Origin of the sequence: Nonomuraea sp. NPDC050394, from assembly GCF_044459065.1 — a bacterium.
In the GTDB taxonomy this organism is placed as follows: Bacteria; Actinomycetota; Actinomycetes; order Streptosporangiales; family Streptosporangiaceae; genus Nonomuraea.
Genome location: NZ_JBITIO010000003.1, coordinates 458,196 through 473,980, shown reverse-complemented (window position 1 = coordinate 473,980; position 15,785 = coordinate 458,196). Strand labels below are relative to the sequence as shown.

At 70.4% G+C, this 15,785-nt stretch carries 12 protein-coding genes; 3 read left to right on the top strand and 9 right to left on the bottom strand.

Annotated elements, in window-relative coordinates; translation table 11 throughout:
• Window positions 1-33: 33 nt before the first annotated feature.
• From ACIBKY_RS15280 to ACIBKY_RS15250, 7 genes are all read right to left on the bottom strand, one after another.
• Window positions 34-1,704, bottom strand: coding sequence for an acyclic terpene utilization AtuA family protein (locus ACIBKY_RS15280; RefSeq protein ID WP_397097267.1), 1,671 nt, complete (start codon window positions 1,702-1,704; stop codon window positions 34-36).
• Entirely contained in the window at window positions 1,701-2,477 is a 777-nt protein-coding gene (locus ACIBKY_RS15275; protein ID WP_397097266.1) for an enoyl-CoA hydratase-related protein, read from the bottom strand. Before ACIBKY_RS15275 ends, ACIBKY_RS15280 begins: the two co-directional genes overlap by 4 nt.
• Complete coding sequence (locus ACIBKY_RS15270; protein ID WP_397097677.1) at window positions 2,474-4,555, bottom strand: biotin carboxylase N-terminal domain-containing protein; 2,082 nt, start codon at window positions 4,553-4,555, stop codon at window positions 2,474-2,476. The genes ACIBKY_RS15275 and ACIBKY_RS15270 overlap by 4 nt, the downstream gene beginning before the upstream one ends.
• A 2-nt stretch (window positions 4,556-4,557) precedes the next feature.
• Window positions 4,558-6,147, bottom strand: a complete 1,590-nt coding sequence (locus ACIBKY_RS15265; RefSeq protein ID WP_397097265.1) for an acyl-CoA carboxylase subunit beta — start codon at window positions 6,145-6,147, stop codon at window positions 4,558-4,560.
• Window positions 6,144-6,851, bottom strand: coding sequence for a TetR/AcrR family transcriptional regulator (locus ACIBKY_RS15260; protein ID WP_397097264.1), 708 nt, complete (start codon window positions 6,849-6,851; stop codon window positions 6,144-6,146). Before ACIBKY_RS15260 ends, ACIBKY_RS15265 begins: the two co-directional genes overlap by 4 nt.
• A 188-nt stretch (window positions 6,852-7,039) precedes the next feature.
• Window positions 7,040-9,367 carry a protein kinase gene (locus ACIBKY_RS15255; protein ID WP_397097263.1) on the bottom strand — a complete coding sequence of 776 codons (2,328 nt, stop codon included), beginning with the start codon at window positions 9,365-9,367 and terminating at the stop codon, window positions 7,040-7,042.
• A gap of 208 nt (window positions 9,368-9,575) precedes the next feature.
• Window positions 9,576-10,937 (bottom strand): FAD-binding oxidoreductase, encoded by a 1,362-nt coding sequence (locus ACIBKY_RS15250; protein ID WP_397097262.1) that lies wholly within the window; start codon window positions 10,935-10,937, stop codon window positions 9,576-9,578.
• 91 nt (window positions 10,938-11,028) lie between these two features.
• On the opposite strand from ACIBKY_RS15250, the gene ACIBKY_RS15245 reads away from it, so the two are divergent.
• Window positions 11,029-11,553: a hypothetical protein gene (locus ACIBKY_RS15245; RefSeq protein WP_379613326.1), complete on the top strand. Its 525-nt coding sequence runs from the start codon at window positions 11,029-11,031 to the stop codon at window positions 11,551-11,553.
• 285 nt (window positions 11,554-11,838) lie between these two features.
• On the opposite strand, the gene ACIBKY_RS15240 is transcribed toward ACIBKY_RS15245, so the two are convergent.
• Both ACIBKY_RS15240 and ACIBKY_RS15235 read right to left on the bottom strand, forming a co-directional pair.
• Window positions 11,839-13,044: an aminotransferase class I/II-fold pyridoxal phosphate-dependent enzyme gene (locus tag ACIBKY_RS15240; protein ID WP_397097261.1), complete on the bottom strand. Its 1,206-nt coding sequence runs from the start codon at window positions 13,042-13,044 to the stop codon at window positions 11,839-11,841.
• Window positions 13,045-13,100: 56 nt separating this feature from the next.
• Window positions 13,101-13,694, bottom strand: a complete 594-nt coding sequence (locus ACIBKY_RS15235; protein ID WP_397097260.1) for a hypothetical protein — start codon at window positions 13,692-13,694, stop codon at window positions 13,101-13,103.
• 102 nt (window positions 13,695-13,796) lie between these two features.
• On the opposite strand from ACIBKY_RS15235, the gene ctaD reads away from it, so the two are divergent.
• Window positions 13,797-15,482, top strand: coding sequence for a cytochrome c oxidase subunit I (ctaD, locus tag ACIBKY_RS15230; protein ID WP_397097259.1), 1,686 nt, complete (start codon window positions 13,797-13,799; stop codon window positions 15,480-15,482).
• A gap of 66 nt (window positions 15,483-15,548) precedes the next feature.
• Window positions 15,549-15,782: a hypothetical protein gene (locus ACIBKY_RS15225; RefSeq protein WP_184962500.1), complete on the top strand. Its 234-nt coding sequence runs from the start codon at window positions 15,549-15,551 to the stop codon at window positions 15,780-15,782.
• Window positions 15,783-15,785 lie beyond the last annotated feature (3 nt).

The following is a 15,785-nucleotide window of genomic DNA, read 5'->3' as shown; positions in this document are numbered from 1 at the left end:
ATCATGCCGGGTCGCGGAGTGCGTGGTGTCCGGTCAGGTCAGGTACTCCGCCGGGATGTCGGCCAGCTGCGCCCGGAGCTCCTCGCCCAGCGCCTTGGCCTGCGGGTCGAGCCGCGGGCTGGCCGCCACGCCTCGCCCCAGCAGCCCGTGGACGACGAAGTTGACCGCGTTCAGGTTGGGCAGTTCGTACCGGTCGAGGCGGTATCCGGCCAGCCGGGGGAGCAACTCCCGGAGCCGGTCGGCCGTCAGGTACGCCGCCAGCCAGCCGTACCGGTCGGCGGATCGTACCCACACACCCAGGTTCGCGTTCCCGCCCTTGTCACCCGATCGCGCCCCGGCCACCCTGCCCAGCGGCGCCCGCACGGTCGCACCACCGGAGTAGGCGGGCGTCCCGGCCACGACCCCGTCGTACCCGCCCGCCGCGTGCTCGGCGACGGGTACCTCCACCGGTGTCCCGTTCACCGTCACCCGCGCCCGTACCGAATCGGCGGGCACGAGAACGGGCCAGTACACCCCATAGGGCGAGGCGTTCCCCGGCGGAGTGAGGCCGTAGAAGCCCGGATAGCTGGCCAGCCCCGTCTCCACCACCGCCGAGGAGAACGCGCGCCCGGCCACCCGCGCGTCGGCCGACATGACGGTGATCCGCAGCAGTGGCGGATCGACGCTCACGTCCACGTCGTCGAACGCCTCGCGCGGCACCCGGGCCCAGATCGCCTCCTGCGCCACCCGCGCCTTCTCCTCCAGGTCCAGGCCGGTGAGCATCAGTGTCATCGTGTTGCGGTAGCCGCCCAGGTAGTTGACGGCCACCTTCAGCGTGTCCGGCGGCGCCGAGCCGCGTACGCCGCTGACGCGGACCCGGTCGGGCGCCTCCTGCTCCAGCGTGATGGTGTCGAAGTGGGCGGTGACGTCGGGGCCGAGGTAGCGGGGGGCGGCGATCTCGTACAGGAGCTGTGCGGTCACGGTGCCGACCGTGACGGCGCCGCCGGTGCCCGGGTGCTTGGTGATCACCGAGGAGCCGTCGGGCTCCAGTTCGGCGATCGGGAAGCCGCAGTGCGCCAGGCCGGGGATCTCGGTGAAGAACGCGTAGTTGCCGCCGGTGGCCTGGCAGCCGCACTCGATGACGTGCCCGGCCGCCACCGAACCGGCGAGCGCGTCGTAGTCGGTGGGGCGCCAGCCGTACCGCCAGATGCCGGGGCCCGTGACCAGGGCGGCGTCGGTGACGCGGCCGGTCACCACCACGTCGGCGCCGGCCGTGAGGGCGGCGGCGATGGGGCGCCCGCCGAGGTAGGCGTTGGCGGTCAGCGGGGTGGCGTCGAGCTTCTCGCCGGTGTCGGCGTTCGTGAGGTCGAGGTCGCGGCCGGTGAGGTCGTCGCCGCTGACCGCGGCCACGGAGGCGTGTAGCCCCAGGCGATCGGCCAGGTCGGTGACGGCGGCGGCGCAGCCCTCCGGGTCGAGTCCGCCGGCGTTCGAGACGATCTTGATGCCTCGGTCCAGGCAGGTGCCCAGCACCTCCTCCAGTTGCCTGAGGAAGGTCGGGGCGTAACCGGGGCGGCCCTTCAGGCGGTTGCCGGCCAGGATGAGCATGGTCAGCTCGGCCAGCCAGTCGCCGGTCAGCACGTCGATCGGGCCGCCCTCGACCATCTCGCGGGCCGCGGACAGGCGGTCGCCGTAGAAGCCGCTGCAGTTGGCCACCCGCAGGGTCACGGCACCCACTTCGGCGGGCGCTTGTCCACGAAGGCGGCGATGCCCTCCTGGCCCTCCTCCGAGGTGAAGCGCTGCGCGGACAACGCAGTCATCTGCCGCAGGCCCTCCTCGAACGACACCTGCGGGATGTCGCGGACCATCCGCTTGGTGATCGCGAGCGCCTCGGGCCCGCCCCTGAGGAGCATCTCGGCGTAGCGCGCCACCTCGGCGTCCAGCCTGTCCCCGGGTACGGCCCGCGTCAGCAGCCCGATCTCCGCGGCACGGGCGGCGTCGAAGACCTCACCGGTCAGGAAGTACTCGGCGGCGGCCCGGGGGTCCATCCTGCGCAGCACCGGCACCGAGATCATCGCCGGTACGACGCCGAGCCGTACCTCCGTGAAGGCGAACGAGGCGGTGTCCGGGGCGATCGCGAAGTCGCACGCGGCGACCAGCCCGAGTCCGCCCGCCCGCGCGGTGCCGTTGAGGCGGCAGATGACCGGTTTGGGACTTTCCCAGATCAGCCCCAGGATCTCCGGGAAGGACGCCGTCACCGGCGCGTCCCCCGCCCCGGCGGCCGGTTCGATGCGCTGCTCCTTCAGGTCGGCGCCCGAGCAGAAGACCGGGCCGGTGCCGGTCAGCACGATCAGGCGTACCTCCGGCTCGGCCAGCGCCCAGTTGAGCCTGGCCTCAAGGTCGCCGAGCAGGCGCACCGACAGGGCGTTGCGGTTCGGCGGAGAGTCCAGCGTGATCGTGGCGATGCCGCCGTCGAGCTCCTTGTGGACCAGACTGCTCACTCGTCCCCCTCCTGGATGATCGCCAGCACGCTGCCCGCCTCCACCTGCTGCCCCTTTTCCACGCGCAGGCCGGCGACGACGCCGTCGGCGGGTGCGGCGATCTGATGCTCCATCTTCATGGCCTCCAGCACCAGCACCACCTGACCCTTGGTCACGTGGTCGCCGGGCTCGACCTCCACGCGCAGCACGCTACCGGGCATGGGCGCGAGCAGTGATCCCGGGGCCACGTGCTCGACCGGCTCGGGCAGCCGCGGCAGCGGCGTCAGGCGGGCGGAGCCGACGTAGACGGCGTCGCCGTAGCGGGCGACGTCGTGGGCGTGCCTGATCCCGTCCCGCTCCAGCACCACGCGGTACGGCGTCGCCGTCACGACCGTGACCCCCTCCGGCAAGGGCCGATAGACCACCTCGATCTCGGCGAACCTCGCGCGTTCCTCCTGCGAACGGACATTGCGCCAGCCGGCGGGCAGCGTGGCCAGGACCTTGGCCCCGGCCCGGTTGGCGGCGGCGAGGGCGAGGGCGGCGGCCAGGGCTTCCAGCTCGGTGGGTTCCGGGGTGGCGGTGAGATCGTGCTGGTCGAGGAAGCCGGTGTGGGTGGCGCCTGCGATGTAGTCCCGATTTTTCAGGATATTGAGGAGAAGATCGCGGTTAGTGGTGAGGCCGTGGATTTTGGCGTGTTTCAGGGCGCCGGTCAGCTTCCTGATCGCCTCGATCCGGGTGTCTCCGTGAGCGATCACCTTGGCCAGCATGGCGTCGTAGTGGGTGGAGACCACGGAGCCCGATTCGACCCCCGAATCCACCCGGACCGGGCCGTCGATCTCGAACCTGTGCAGGGTGCCGGACTGCGGGACATAGTGGGCGTCCTCGGCGTACAGACGGACCTCGACCGCGTGGCCCGCCGGTTCCGGGGCCGCTTCGGGCAGCGCGGCACCCTCCGCGACCCGCAACTGAAGCCTGACCAGGTCGACGCCGTAGACCAGTTCGGTGACCGGGTGCTCCACCTGAAGGCGGGTGTTCATCTCCAGGAATGCCACGGTGTCGTCCTTGACCAGGAACTCCACGGTGCCGGCGCCGGTGTAGCCGATGGCGCGGGCGGCGCTGACGGCTGCCTGCTGGAGCCTGTCCCGCATCTCGCCGGAGATCGCGGGGGACGGGCATTCCTCCAGCACCTTCTGGTGGCGGCGCTGGACGCTGCACTCGCGCTCGCCCAGGGTCCAGACGGTGCCGTGGGTGTCGGCCAGGATCTGTACCTCGATGTGCCGGGCGCCTTCCAGCAACGGCTCCACGAACACCGTGCCATCGCCGAAGGCCGCCTCCGCCTCCCGCCGCGCCGAGGCCACCTCCCGCTCAAGCTCGCCGGCAGAGCGCACCACCCGCATCCCCCGGCCGCCGCCCCCGGCCGACGCCTTGACCAGCAGCGGATACCGCACCCCCGCCGCCTCGACGCCAGGGCCCCCTGCGCGCAGGCCCACCGCGTCCGCCCCGGCCGTCACCGTGTCGGCCACGCCCACGTGCGCCTCCGCCGGCACATCCGTGCCAAGGGCGCCGATGTCCAAGGCCGCCGTATCCGCCCCGGCGGTGTACGCCCCGGTCTCGTCCGCTGGTTCCGCCTTTGCCGCGTCGATGCCCGCCGTGCCATCCGGCGGGCCGGGGTGTGTCGCTTTCGGGGTGGGCAGAGGCAGGGAGGGCAGGACGGGGACGCCCGCTTCGGTCATCAGGCGTTTGGCCCCGACCTTGGAGCCCATGGCGGCGATCGACTCGGGGGAGGGGCCCACCCAGGTCAGGCCCGCGTCCAGGACCGCACGGGCGAAGGCGGCGTTCTCCGAAAGGAAGCCGTAGCCGGGGTGGATCGCGTCGGCGCCGGACACCCGGGCCGCCTCGATGATCCGGGAGATGTCGAGATAGGTGGCGCCGGGGGTGACGCCGCTCAGCCGTACCGCGTGATCGGCTTCCGCCACGTGCGGCGCGTCCGCGTCGGCGTCGGAGAAGACCGCGACGGTCTCGATGCCGAGCTCGCGGCAGGTGCGGAAGACGCGGCGGGCGATCTCCCCGCGATTGGCGACGAGCAGGCGCGTGATCACGGTCATGGACGGAACACCCCATATCTCTGCGGTTCCGGCTCCGGCGCGTTGTTGATCGCCGACAGGCACAGTCCCAGCACGGTCCTGGTGTCGCGGGGGTCGATGACGCCGTCGTCGTAGAGGCGGCCCGACAGGAAGAACGGCAGCGACTCCGCCTCGATCTGCGCCTCGACCATGGCACGCATGGCCGCGTCCTGTTCCTCGTCGTACGGCAGGCCGCGCGCCGTCGCCGAGGCCCGCCCCACGATGGACAGCACTCCGGCGAGCTGGGCCGGTCCCATGACCGCCGACTTGGCGCTCGGCCAGGTGAACAGGAAGCGCGGGTCGTAGGCGCGGCCGCACATGCCGTAGTTGCCGGCGCCGTAGGAGGCGCCCATGGTGACGGTCAGGTGCGGCACGCTGGAGTTGGACACCGCGTTGATCATCATGGCGCCGTGTTTGATGATGCCGCCCTGCTCGTACTCCTTGCCGACCATGTAGCCGGTGGTGTTCTGGAGGAAGAGGAGCGGGGTGCGCGACTGGTCGGCGAGCTGGATGAACTGCGTCGCCTTCTGCGACTCCTCGCTGAACAGCACGCCGCGGGCGTTGGCGAGGATGCCGACCGGGTATCCGTGGAGGGTGGCCCAGCCGGTGACGAGGGAGGGGCCGTAGAGGGGCTTGAACTCCTCGAAGGCGCTGCCGTCCACGATCCTGGCGATGACCTCGCGGGGGTCGAACGGGATCTTGAGGTCCTCGGGGACGATGCCGAGAAGCTCGTCGGCCGGATATTTCGGGTCGTGGGTGGTTCCGGGGGTGGCGCCGAGCTTGCGCCAGCGCAGCGATTTCACGATATTTCGGCCGATGCGGAGGGCGTCATGCTCGTCCACCGCCAGATAGTCGGCCAGGCCGCTCGTGCGGGCGTGCATCTCCGCCCCGCCGAGCGACTCGTCGTCGGATTCCTCGCCGGTCGCCATCTTGACCAGCGGCGGACCGCCGAGGAAGACCTTCGCGCGCTCCTTCACCATCACCACGTGGTCGCTCATCCCGGGCACGTAGGCGCCGCCCGCCGTGGAGTTGCCGAACACCAGCGCGATCGTCGGGATGCCCGCCGCACTCAGCCGCGTCAGCTCCCTGAAGATCTGCCCGCCCGGGATGAAGATCTCCTTCTGCGTCGGGAGGTCCGCCCCGCCCGACTCCACCAGATTCACGTACGGCAGGCGGTTGCGGAGGGCGATCTCCGACGCGCGCAGCGTCTTCCTCAGCGTCCACGGGTTCGACGCCCCGCCCCGGACCGTCGGATCGCTGGCCGTGATCACGCACTCGACACCCTCGATCACCCCGATCCCGGTCACCACGCTCGCGCCCACCGGGAAGTCGCTGCCCCAGGCGGCCAGCGGCGACAGCTCCAGGAACGGTGAGTCGGGGTCGACGAGGAGTTCGATGCGTTCCCTGGCGAGGAGCTTGCCGCGTTCGCGGTGCCGGTCGACGTACTTCTCACCCCCGCCCGCGACGGCCTTGGCGTGCTCGGCGTCCAGATCGGCCAGCTTGGCGAGCATCGCCGCGCGCCGCTCCCGGTATTCCGCGCCGCCCGTGTCCAGCTTGCTCGTGATCATCGGGGCGGCTCCAGGGTGTCTGCGCCGGGAGGCGAAAGCGGCTCGGCGGGATGACGTCCGGCGGACGTGCCGGGGTGGAAGGGCGGTGAAGTTGACGTTGGCGTCAAGCCGATGGCGCGGGCCCAGAGTTTGGTCAGCAGGTCCACGGCGGCCGCCTCGTCGGCGTGCTCACCCAGGTCCAGCCATACGTGGGCGAAATGCTCCACCATGCCGCCCAGCATGATCGCGGTCAGCCTGGGGTCGAGCGTGGGGTCGGCCAGTCCCTGGTCCTGGAGACGCCGCAGGCCCTCGGCGCCCCGCCGGACGAACACCTCGCGCAGTTCCAGCAGCAGGCCGGCGAAGCTCTCGTCGGTGGTGGCGGCCTGTTCGAGCATCCTGACCAGGCGGGAGTTGGCCGCCCAGGCGCGCAGGTAGAGGCGGTTGGCCGCCTCTATCCGTTCGTACGGCGCGCCGGAGGCCGACGGGCCGACGACGCTGGCGGTGAACATCTCGCCCACCACCACCCCGGCGACCTCCCTGAACAGGGCCTCCTTGGAGTCGAAGTACGTGTAGAAGGTGCCGTGGGAGACGCCCGCGCGGGCGCACACGTCGTCGATGCGGACGGCGTCGAGCGGCTGCGCGGCGAACGCCTCCCGGCCGGCGTCGACCAGGGCGGCCCTGGTCCTGCGGCCACGGGCGGTCAGCACCTCAGACTTGACGATCACGTCAACTACCCTACGGCCGCCGTCCTGGCCGGCGGAAGACCCAACCAGCGCAAACAAGACACCGCTCGCCGTCCTGGCCGGCGGAAGACCCAACCAGCACGAACAAGACACCGCTCGCCGTACCACCTGGGCGGAAATAACGGCGGCGCCGCACCCCGGAGAGGGGAGCGGCGCCGCCGGGAGGGGGTCTAACCGCAGTGGCTCCAGCCGGACTTCCAGGACAGGTTGCCCCAGGAACCGCCCCAGATGACGCACTTCTTGAGCGCGGCCAGGCGGACCGGGCCGGCGTAGGCGGTGAACGAGCCCGGGTTCGAGCCGGAGGCGCCGCCCTTGACCTGGAGGATGGCGTTCATCGCCATCTTGCCCGGGTACTGCAGGCGCGACATCGTGACGACGCAGTTCTTGCCCTGGGCCGAGTTGTACATCAGGTAGATGGTCGCCTTGTCGCCCAGCGCGTGGGAGTTGACCGTCTTGAAGCCGGAGCCGCAGACCTGGCCGACCGTGTACGGGTTCGGCTTGGTGCTGGGCTTCGGAGTCGGCTTGGGGGTCGGCTTGGGCTTGGTCGTCGGCTTCGGAGTCGGCTTGGGCTTGGCCGTCGGTTTGGTCGTCGGTTTGGTCGTGGGTTTCGTGGTCGGCTTGGGCTGGTCGGACGGCGGGTCGGTGGTCTCGCCGCCGGGATCCACCTGGTTCTCGGACTTGCTGGGCGTGGTGGTGGGCTTCTTCGAGGAGGGCTTGTCCGACGGGCGCGTCTCGTGCTTGGGCGGGTTCGTCGGGTTGGGCTGCTGGTTCCTGGACTGCACCGGTTCCGGCAGCGTCTCCAGCGACGGCTCCTCGAACGTCGGGTCCTCGCTCGGGAGCAACTCGGTGGGCTCGCCCTGCGTGGGGTCATTCGAGGGTACGGCGGGCAGATCCGTCACCACCGGCGGCTGCTGCTGCCCGGCATCTCCGGAACCGTCGCCCGCCGGGGTCGGCGACTCGTCGGAACCGAGGGCGTTGACCAGCGTGACCGGCGTCTGGCCGTTCTGCGCGGCGATGACGACACCGCCCACGACGAGCAGCGCCACCGCGGCCACGCCGGACAGCGCGTAGGTCAGCGTCCGGCGGCCGCGGGAGGCGGGGTCGGCCTTGCCGCCGTCGCGCCCCTGCTGCCCGGCGACCGCGGCCGCCATGGGCCCACCCTGCGCGGGCACACCGGGTCCGGGCCCCCCGCGCTGTCCAGGTGCGGTGGGGTGACCCTGCGGGGGTACTCCGGGCGGCCCGAACTGCCCGCCTTGAGGATGCGCCTGCCCGGGACCCTGCGGCCCGGAGGGAGCGTGTGGGCCGGAGGGAGCGTGTGGGCCGGAGGGAGCGTGTGGGCCGGAGGGAGCGTGTGGCCCGGAGGCATGCGGGCCCGGGGTGTTCGGCCCAGGCGCCGCACCGGGGCCAGGTGCCGTACCGGACGCCGCCTGAGCACCGGCGACGGCCCCTGGCACGGCCTGAGGGCCGGAAGGAGCGCTGGGCCCGGAAGCGGGCATACCGGCCACAGGCTGAGGGCCGGAGATGGGCTGCGGGCCCGCCACGGGCTGAGGGCCGGGCATGGGCTGAGGGCCGGGCATGGGCTGCATACCGGCCACAGGCTGCGGGCCGGGCTGGGGGCCGGGGGCGGGTGGGTTGGGGCGGACCTGGGCCGTGGGGCCGGTGACGGGCTCGACGGCGGCGCTGGGGACCGGCTGGCCGGTGAGGCGGACGATGATCTGGTCCGCGGTCGGCCGGACGGCGGGGTCCTTGGAGAGACAGGCGGCCACAAGCTCGGCCATCGTCCCGTCCAGCCCGACGATCTCGGGCTCCTGGTGGAGGATCCGGTTCATGACCACGGGGATCGAGTCGGACCCGAACGCGGGCCGCCCGGACGCGGCGAACACCATGGTGACGCCCCACGCGAACACGTCCGCCGCCTCGGACACCGGAGCGCCGCTCAACTGCTCGGGAGCCAGGTACGACGGCGTCCCCATGGCCATCCCCGTTGCCGTGGCGCCGGGAGAGTCCAGAGCACGCGCGATACCGAAGTCGATCACGACAGGACCTTCGGGCCCCATGAGGACGTTCGCGGGCTTGAAGTCCCGGTGCAGGATCCCGGCGCGGTGGATGGCCGCGAGCGCGGTGGCCGTACTGATGGCGAGCCGTTCGAGCGCCGCGCCGCGCCGCGGCCCCTCCTGGTCGACGAGCTGACGCAACGACGGCCCGGCCACGAACTCGCTCACGATGTACGGCCGGCTGCCCTCCAGATCGGCATGAAGCACCGGAGCGGTACAGAACCGGGCCACCCGCTGCGCGACCGCGACCTCCCGGAGGAACCGGTCACGAGCGGTCGGATCGGCGGCCAGGGCATGATGCAGCAGCTTGACCGCGACCTGCTCACCCGAGTCAGATTTGCCCAGGTAAACAATGCCTTGGCCACCCTCGCCGAGCCGGGCGACGATGTCGTACGCACCCAGCCGTCGCGGGTCGTCCGCCGCCAACGGCTGGTACTGATTCACGTCGGACCCCCATAAGTCATCAATAGATGGGGCAAAACGCTACCAGTGTGCTAGTTGGTGCGTCTGCCGACCTGAGAGATCTTTCACGTTTTAACCCGGCGCCAACGCACCCCACCTGCCAGTCAAGAAGCCGTTTACCCGATCACTCCGGCGAGCCGGACAACCGCGAATCCGGGGGCCGGCCAGGCGTGGCCGTACCGGAAAAAGATCAGATGGCCTTGCCGGGGTTGAGGATGCCCAGCGGGTCGAAAACCGCCTTGATGCCGTGATGGATCTCCTCCACGACCTCGCCCGTCTCCAGCGCCAGCCATCGCCTCTTCAGCAGTCCCACGCCGTGCTCACCGGTCAGCGTGCCGCCGAGCGCGAGCGCGCGGGTGAACACCTCGTCGGCCGCCGCCCACACCTCGGGCGGGGGTTCCGCGGCGCCGCGGTCGAAGATGAAGACCGGGTGCAGGTTGCCGTCCCCCGCGTGGGCGACGGTGCAGATCTTCACGCCATGCCGTACGGCCGCCGCCTCGATCGCGCCGATCATGTCGGGCAGGACCGAGCGCGGCACGCACACGTCCTCCACGAGGCAGGCGCCCAGGCGTTCCTTGGCGTGGTAGGCCATGCGGCGCACGCCGATCAGCTCCTCGGCCTCGGCCGGCGACGACGAGACCGCCACGAAGGCCGCGCCGTGCGCCTCGCAGACCTCCTGCATGCGCGCGACGGCCGCGGCCGAGTCGGTGGCGTCGGACTGGCCGATCAGCATCGCCATCGTCGCCGCCTCCAGGCCGATGCTGCGCATGTCGTCGATGGCCTCCAGCGTGGCGCGGTCGAGCAGTTCCAGCAGGGACGGCTGGCAACCGGCCGCCATGATGGCCGACACCGCGGCGCCCGCCTCGCGCAGCGAGCCGAACTCGGCCGCGAACGTCGCCGGCGGCGCCTCCGGTGCCCTGCGCAGGCGTACGGTCGCCGCGGTGATCACCCCGAGCGTCCCTTCGGAGCCGACGAACAGGCCGGTCAGGTCGTAGCCGGTGACGCCCTTCATCGTGCGGCGGCCGGTGTTCAGCACCCGGCCGTCGGCCAGCACGACTTCCAGGCCGAGCGCGGAGTCGCGGGTCACGCCGTACTTGACGCAGCGCAGCCCGCCGGCATTCGTGGCCAGGTTGCCGCCGATGGTGGAGATCTCGTAGGAGGAGGGGTCGGGCGCGTACATGAGGCCGTGCGCGCGCGCCGCCCGGTCCAGATCCGCGGTGATCACCCCCGGCTCGACCACGGCGATCTCGTCGGCCGGCGACAGCTCGCGGATGGCCGTCATCCTGGCCAGGGAGAGCACGATCGAACCGTCGCCCGCCGTCGCCGCCCCGGCCAGCCCCGTCCCGGCACCGCGCGGCACCACGGGCACCCGGTGCTCACTGGCCCACCGGAGCGTGGTCACCACGTCCTCACGCGACCCGGCGAGAACCACGCCAAGAGCCTTGCCGGGCTCACAGAACGTCTTGTCACGGGCGTAGGAGTCGATCACATCAGGGTCGGTAAGTACGCGTCCGTCCGGAAGGCGGTCGATCAAGGTATCAATCACGCTCACAGGAGAACCTTACGGTTTGCGCTGGCCACGGCTTCCGGCCAGACTGCACCAGGTGGATGTGACGTGCCCGGTGTGTTCCCAGGCTGATCAGGTGGCCTCGGTGCCGGGGGTCGTCGCCGCCGGCACGACGTACAAAATCGGACGGGTACGCCTGCCGGGCGACAAACAAGTCCATGATCTGCCCACCGCCCCCGCGCTGGGCGTCTCCAAGCGCGCGATGAGCCGGACCCAGCTCGCGGTGTGGCTCTCCTTCCCCAGCCGCCACTACACGCCATGGGCCCGCAACCAGGGCTACCTGATGCTGCTGGGCGCCGCACTGGTGCACCTGGTGGTCGCGCTGGTCATCGCGATGGGCGGAAACGCGTCCTGGGGCGAGGTACTGCTGGCGCCGTTCTGCCTGACCGGCCTCTTCTGGATCTTCGGCACGTTCTTCGTGGTCGGCTCATACGGCGCCCGCAAACGCGACGACGCCGAAACCCCGGCCAGGGAACGCGCGATAGAAGTGTGGCACGGCCTGTACTACTGCACCCGCGACAACGCCGCCTTCGAACCCGGAGTGGGCGTGTCCTTCCACCCCAGCGAAACCCGCGAATACATCTTCGGCTTCCGCCGCTGACACCCATCCGGCCACGGGCACGCGTGTCGGCGGAATCCACGCGGCGCGGGGATGAGGGCAGGGGCGGCGCCGGGGGTGGGCCGGCGGTGGGGTGTCTGCGGAGCGTCAGATCCTTGCGGGTGTACCCATGCTTGTCGCTCTTCCGCGCCGAGACGGCGGGAGGCGCCCACTGGGCTGCGCCGTAACGGATAAGGGCGCAGCAGACTCGTGCGGCGCCAGGCTCACGGCGGCACGGGACAGCGGCGCAGCAGGCCCGTGCGGCGTGGATTGGGGCGGACTTACGAGTCAGGTGGCCGGGGTCGCGGCCAGGCGGATGCAGGTGACGAGGCCCTGCATGGCTTGTTCGAGTTCGTCCAGGCTCGGGAACGTGGGGGCGATCCGGATGAACCGGTCGGACGGGTCGTGGCCGTACGGGTGGGTGGCGCCCGCGGGCGTCAGGGCGATGCCGGCGTTCTTGGCCAGTTCCACCACCCGCCCCGCGTTCGGCACCTCGAGAGTGATGAAGTACCCGCCCTTGGCGCTGGTCCAGGAGGCGAGTTCGTCCAGCTCCTTCGACAGGATCTGGTCCACGATCGCGAACTTCGGCCCGATCAGCTCGGCGTGCTTGCGCATGTGCGCCGCCACCCCGGCGCCGTCGCGCAGAAACTCCACGTGCCGCAGCTGGTTGATCTTGTCGGGCCCGATCGACTGCTTGGCCGTGTTGGCCAGGAACCACGCGACGTTCGCCGGCGACGAGCCGAAGAACGACACCCCGCTCCCCGCCATCGTCACCTTCGACGTCGAGCCGTAGACGAACACCCGGTCGGCGTTGCCGTGCGCGGCGCACAGGGCCAGCAGGTCGGCGATCTCGGCGTGGTCCTCGGTCAGATGATGCACCGCATAGGCGTTGTCCCAAAAAATCCGGAAATCGGGGGCGGCGGTGCGCATCGACGCCAACCTCCGCACCGTCTCGTCGCCGTAGACGATCCCCGAGGGGTTGCTGTACTTCGGCACACACCACATGCCCTTGACGCTCGCGTCCTCGGCCACGAGCCGCTCGACGACGTCCATGTCCGGCCCGTCGGCGTTCATGGGCACCGCGACCATCTTGATCCCGAACCGCTCGCAGATCGTGAAATGCCGGTCATATCCGGGAACGGGGCAGAGGAAGGTGATCTCGCCGGCCTCCACCCACCGCACCGGCGCGCCCGGCACCGGGCTCAGCAGCGCGTGCACCACCGTGTCGTGCATCATCGTGAGGCTCGAGTTGCCGCCCACCACCAGTTGCTCCGCCGGGACCTGCAGCAGCGGCCCGAACAGCTCCCGCAGCTCGGCCAGCCCCTGCAGGTTGCCGTAGTTACGCCCGTCCATGCCGTCCCTGGCGACGTGGGACGTGGGCAGCGTCAGCATCGCGTCGGCGAGATCGAGCTGGCGCGGCGACGGCTTCCCCCTGGTGAGGTCAAGCTTGAGGCCCCGGCTGACCAGGGTGTCGTAGTCGCGCTGTGCGTTCACGTGATCTCCTCCGATCGAGTCGCTACGAAGGATAGAAGACGCCGGGTCCGCGCGGGTCAGCAGCCGCCGATCGCGCACAACTTGGCCGCCATCCGCCTGGCGTCCCGCTCGTGCCACGCCATGGTCCGCAGGGGCTTGGCGGCGTTGGCCAGGTCCCAGTAGAGGGCCACGGCCGCGCCCCGCCGTACCGCCACGAACTGCTGCGTCTGCGGGATCTTGCCCCTGACCTTCAGCACCCCGCCCACGGCCTCGTCGCCGATCCGCGGCGCGCTCGCCCTGATCTGCGCGCACCCCTTCATCAGCTTGCGCATCCCGGCCATCATCGCCCGCGCCCCGCTCGCCTTGGTGTAGACGAACACCTGCTCGCCGCGGATCGCGTTGGTCTTCTCGCCGCCGCCGATCTCGGTGTCATAGGTCAGGTCACGCCGCGCCGACCAGCCCTTGAGGGTCGCGGGGCGGCACTGCGCGTTCCAGACGTCCTCGTGCTTGCCGCCCTCGACGAGGATCCAGTGCTCGCCGCCCGCGCCGGCGCGCGCCTGCTTCTCATAAAGGAGGAAGTTCTTCGGAATGGACGGCTTCGCCTGCGCCGCCTGCCCCGTGAACAACCCCGCCAGCACAACCCCGGCGCACACCAGCGCGACCCGCTTCATCTTCTGCCCTTCCGTAATCCGATCTTCGCAAGGGTAATTGCGCCAATGCTGCGGTTGGCGTGGAATGGGGTCATCGGGGGCACCGCGTCGGAGGGAGCTGCCGTGACGACCGTCCGCGAGACCTCTATCGAGCATGTACGGCGCCGCCGTACGGGCACCGTGATCGTCTCCTGGATGTCGACCACCGACCACAAGGTCATCGGGTACCTGTACCTGATCACCTCGTTCGTGTTCTTCCTCGTGGCCGGGCTGATGGCCATGGTGATGCGGGCCGAGCTGGCCCAGCCGGGGATGCAACTGGTCAGCCAGCAGCAGTACAACCAGCTGTTCACCATCCACGGCACGGTCATGCTGCTGCTGTTCGCGACGCCGCTGTTCGCCGGGTTCGCCAACGTCGTGATGCCGCTGCAGATCGGGGCTCCGGACGTGGCGTTCCCGAGGCTGAACGCGGTCGCGTACTGGCTGTTCCTGTTCGGCGGGATCATGGTGCTGGCCGGGTTCGTCTCGCCGGGTGGCGCGGCCGACTTCGGCTGGTTCGCCTACACGCCGCTGTCGACCGCCACGTACTCGCCGGGGCTCGGCGGCGACCTGTGGATCATGGGTCTCGCGCTGTCGGGGCTCGGGACGATCCTCGGCTCGGTCAACTTCATCACCACGATCATCGGCATGCGGGCGCCCGGCATGACCATGTTCCGGATGCCGCTGTTCACCTGGAACACGCTGCTGACCAGCATGCTCGTGCTGATGGCCTTCCCGGTGCTGGCGGCGGCGCTGCTGGTGCTGGAGTCGGACCGCAAGCTCGGCACCCAGGTGTTCGCGGCGGAGAACGGCGGGGCGATGCTCTGGCAGCACCTGTTCTGGTTCTTCGGCCACCCCGAGGTGTACATCATCGCGCTGCCGTTCTTCGGCATCATCACCGAGGTCATCCCGGTCTTCAGCCGCAAGCCGATCTTCGGCTACATGGGACTGGTCGGGGCGACGATCGCGATCGCCGGGCTGTCGATGACCGTGTGGGCACACCACATGTTCCCGACCGGGCAGGTGCTGCTGCCGTTCTTCGCCTTCATGACGTTCCTCATCGCGGTGCCGACCGGCGTGAAGTTCTTCAACTGGATCGGCACGATGTGGCGGGGCCATCTCAGCTTCGAGACGCCGATGCTGTTCGCCGTCGGGTTCCTGGTGACGTTCCTGCTCGGCGGGCTGACCGGCGTCATCCTGGCCGCGCCGCCGCTGGACTTCCACATCTCCGACACCTACTTCGTCGTGGCCCACTTCCACTACGTGGTCTTCGGCACGGTGGTGTTCGCGATGTTCTCCGGCTTCTACTTCTGGTGGCCGAAGATGACCGGCAGGATGCTCGACGACCGGCTCGGCAAGGTGCACTTCTGGACGCTCTTCGCCGGCTTCCACACGACGTTCCTGATCCAGCACTGGCTGGGGACGCTCGGGATGCCGCGCCGCTACGCCGACTTCGGCGCCGCCGACGGCTTCACCACGCTCAACGAGATCTCCTCGGTGGGCGCGTTCCTGCTCGGCGCATCGACGCTGCCGTTCCTCTACAACGTCTGGAAGACCGCCAGGCACGGGGCGAAGGTCACCCTGGACGACCCGTGGGGCTACTGCAACTCGCTGGAGTGGGCGACGTCCTGCCCGCCGCCGCGCCACAACTTCGTCAGCATCCCGCCGATCCGCTCCGAGCGTCCCGCCTTCGACCTGCACTATCCCCGCGAGCCGGCGCCGGCCCAGCCCCCGGCGGTCGAGCAGCCGCAAACCGGGAGAGACATCTGACCTATTCAGGAGGTCCTCGTGGTGCTTGTGTGGAGATGACATTTCGCCTTTCTAGGGAGATCGGCGATGACGGGCACCAAAATCCCCTTCACTCCAGAACAGGCCCCCTGCGGGAAACGATCCGGCGGTGAGCGCCTCGTCGACGACGACGGCTACGGCCTGGTCATCAGGGATCAGTTCTTCGAGTGCGGCTGCCGCAGGATCCGCCACGAGTACCACGACGGCAGCATCCATCTGTCCGCCATCCGGCACGACGGCAAGCGGGTGAAGGACCCCATCGAACCCGACCACGGGAAGTGACGC

What these genes read in the sequence shown, in the direction of transcription:
- ACIBKY_RS15265 (WP_397097265.1), bottom strand. Translation starts at nt 6,147, where the DNA reads ATGATCACGAGCAAGCTGGACACGGGCGGCGCGGAATACCGGGAGCGG.
- ACIBKY_RS15235 (WP_397097260.1), bottom strand. Translation starts at nt 13,694, where the DNA reads ATGAAGCGGGTCGCGCTGGTGTGCGCCGGGGTTGTGCTGGCGGGGTTG.
- ACIBKY_RS15225 (WP_184962500.1), top strand. Translation starts at nt 15,549, where the DNA reads ATGACGGGCACCAAAATCCCCTTCACTCCAGAACAGGCCCCCTGCGGG.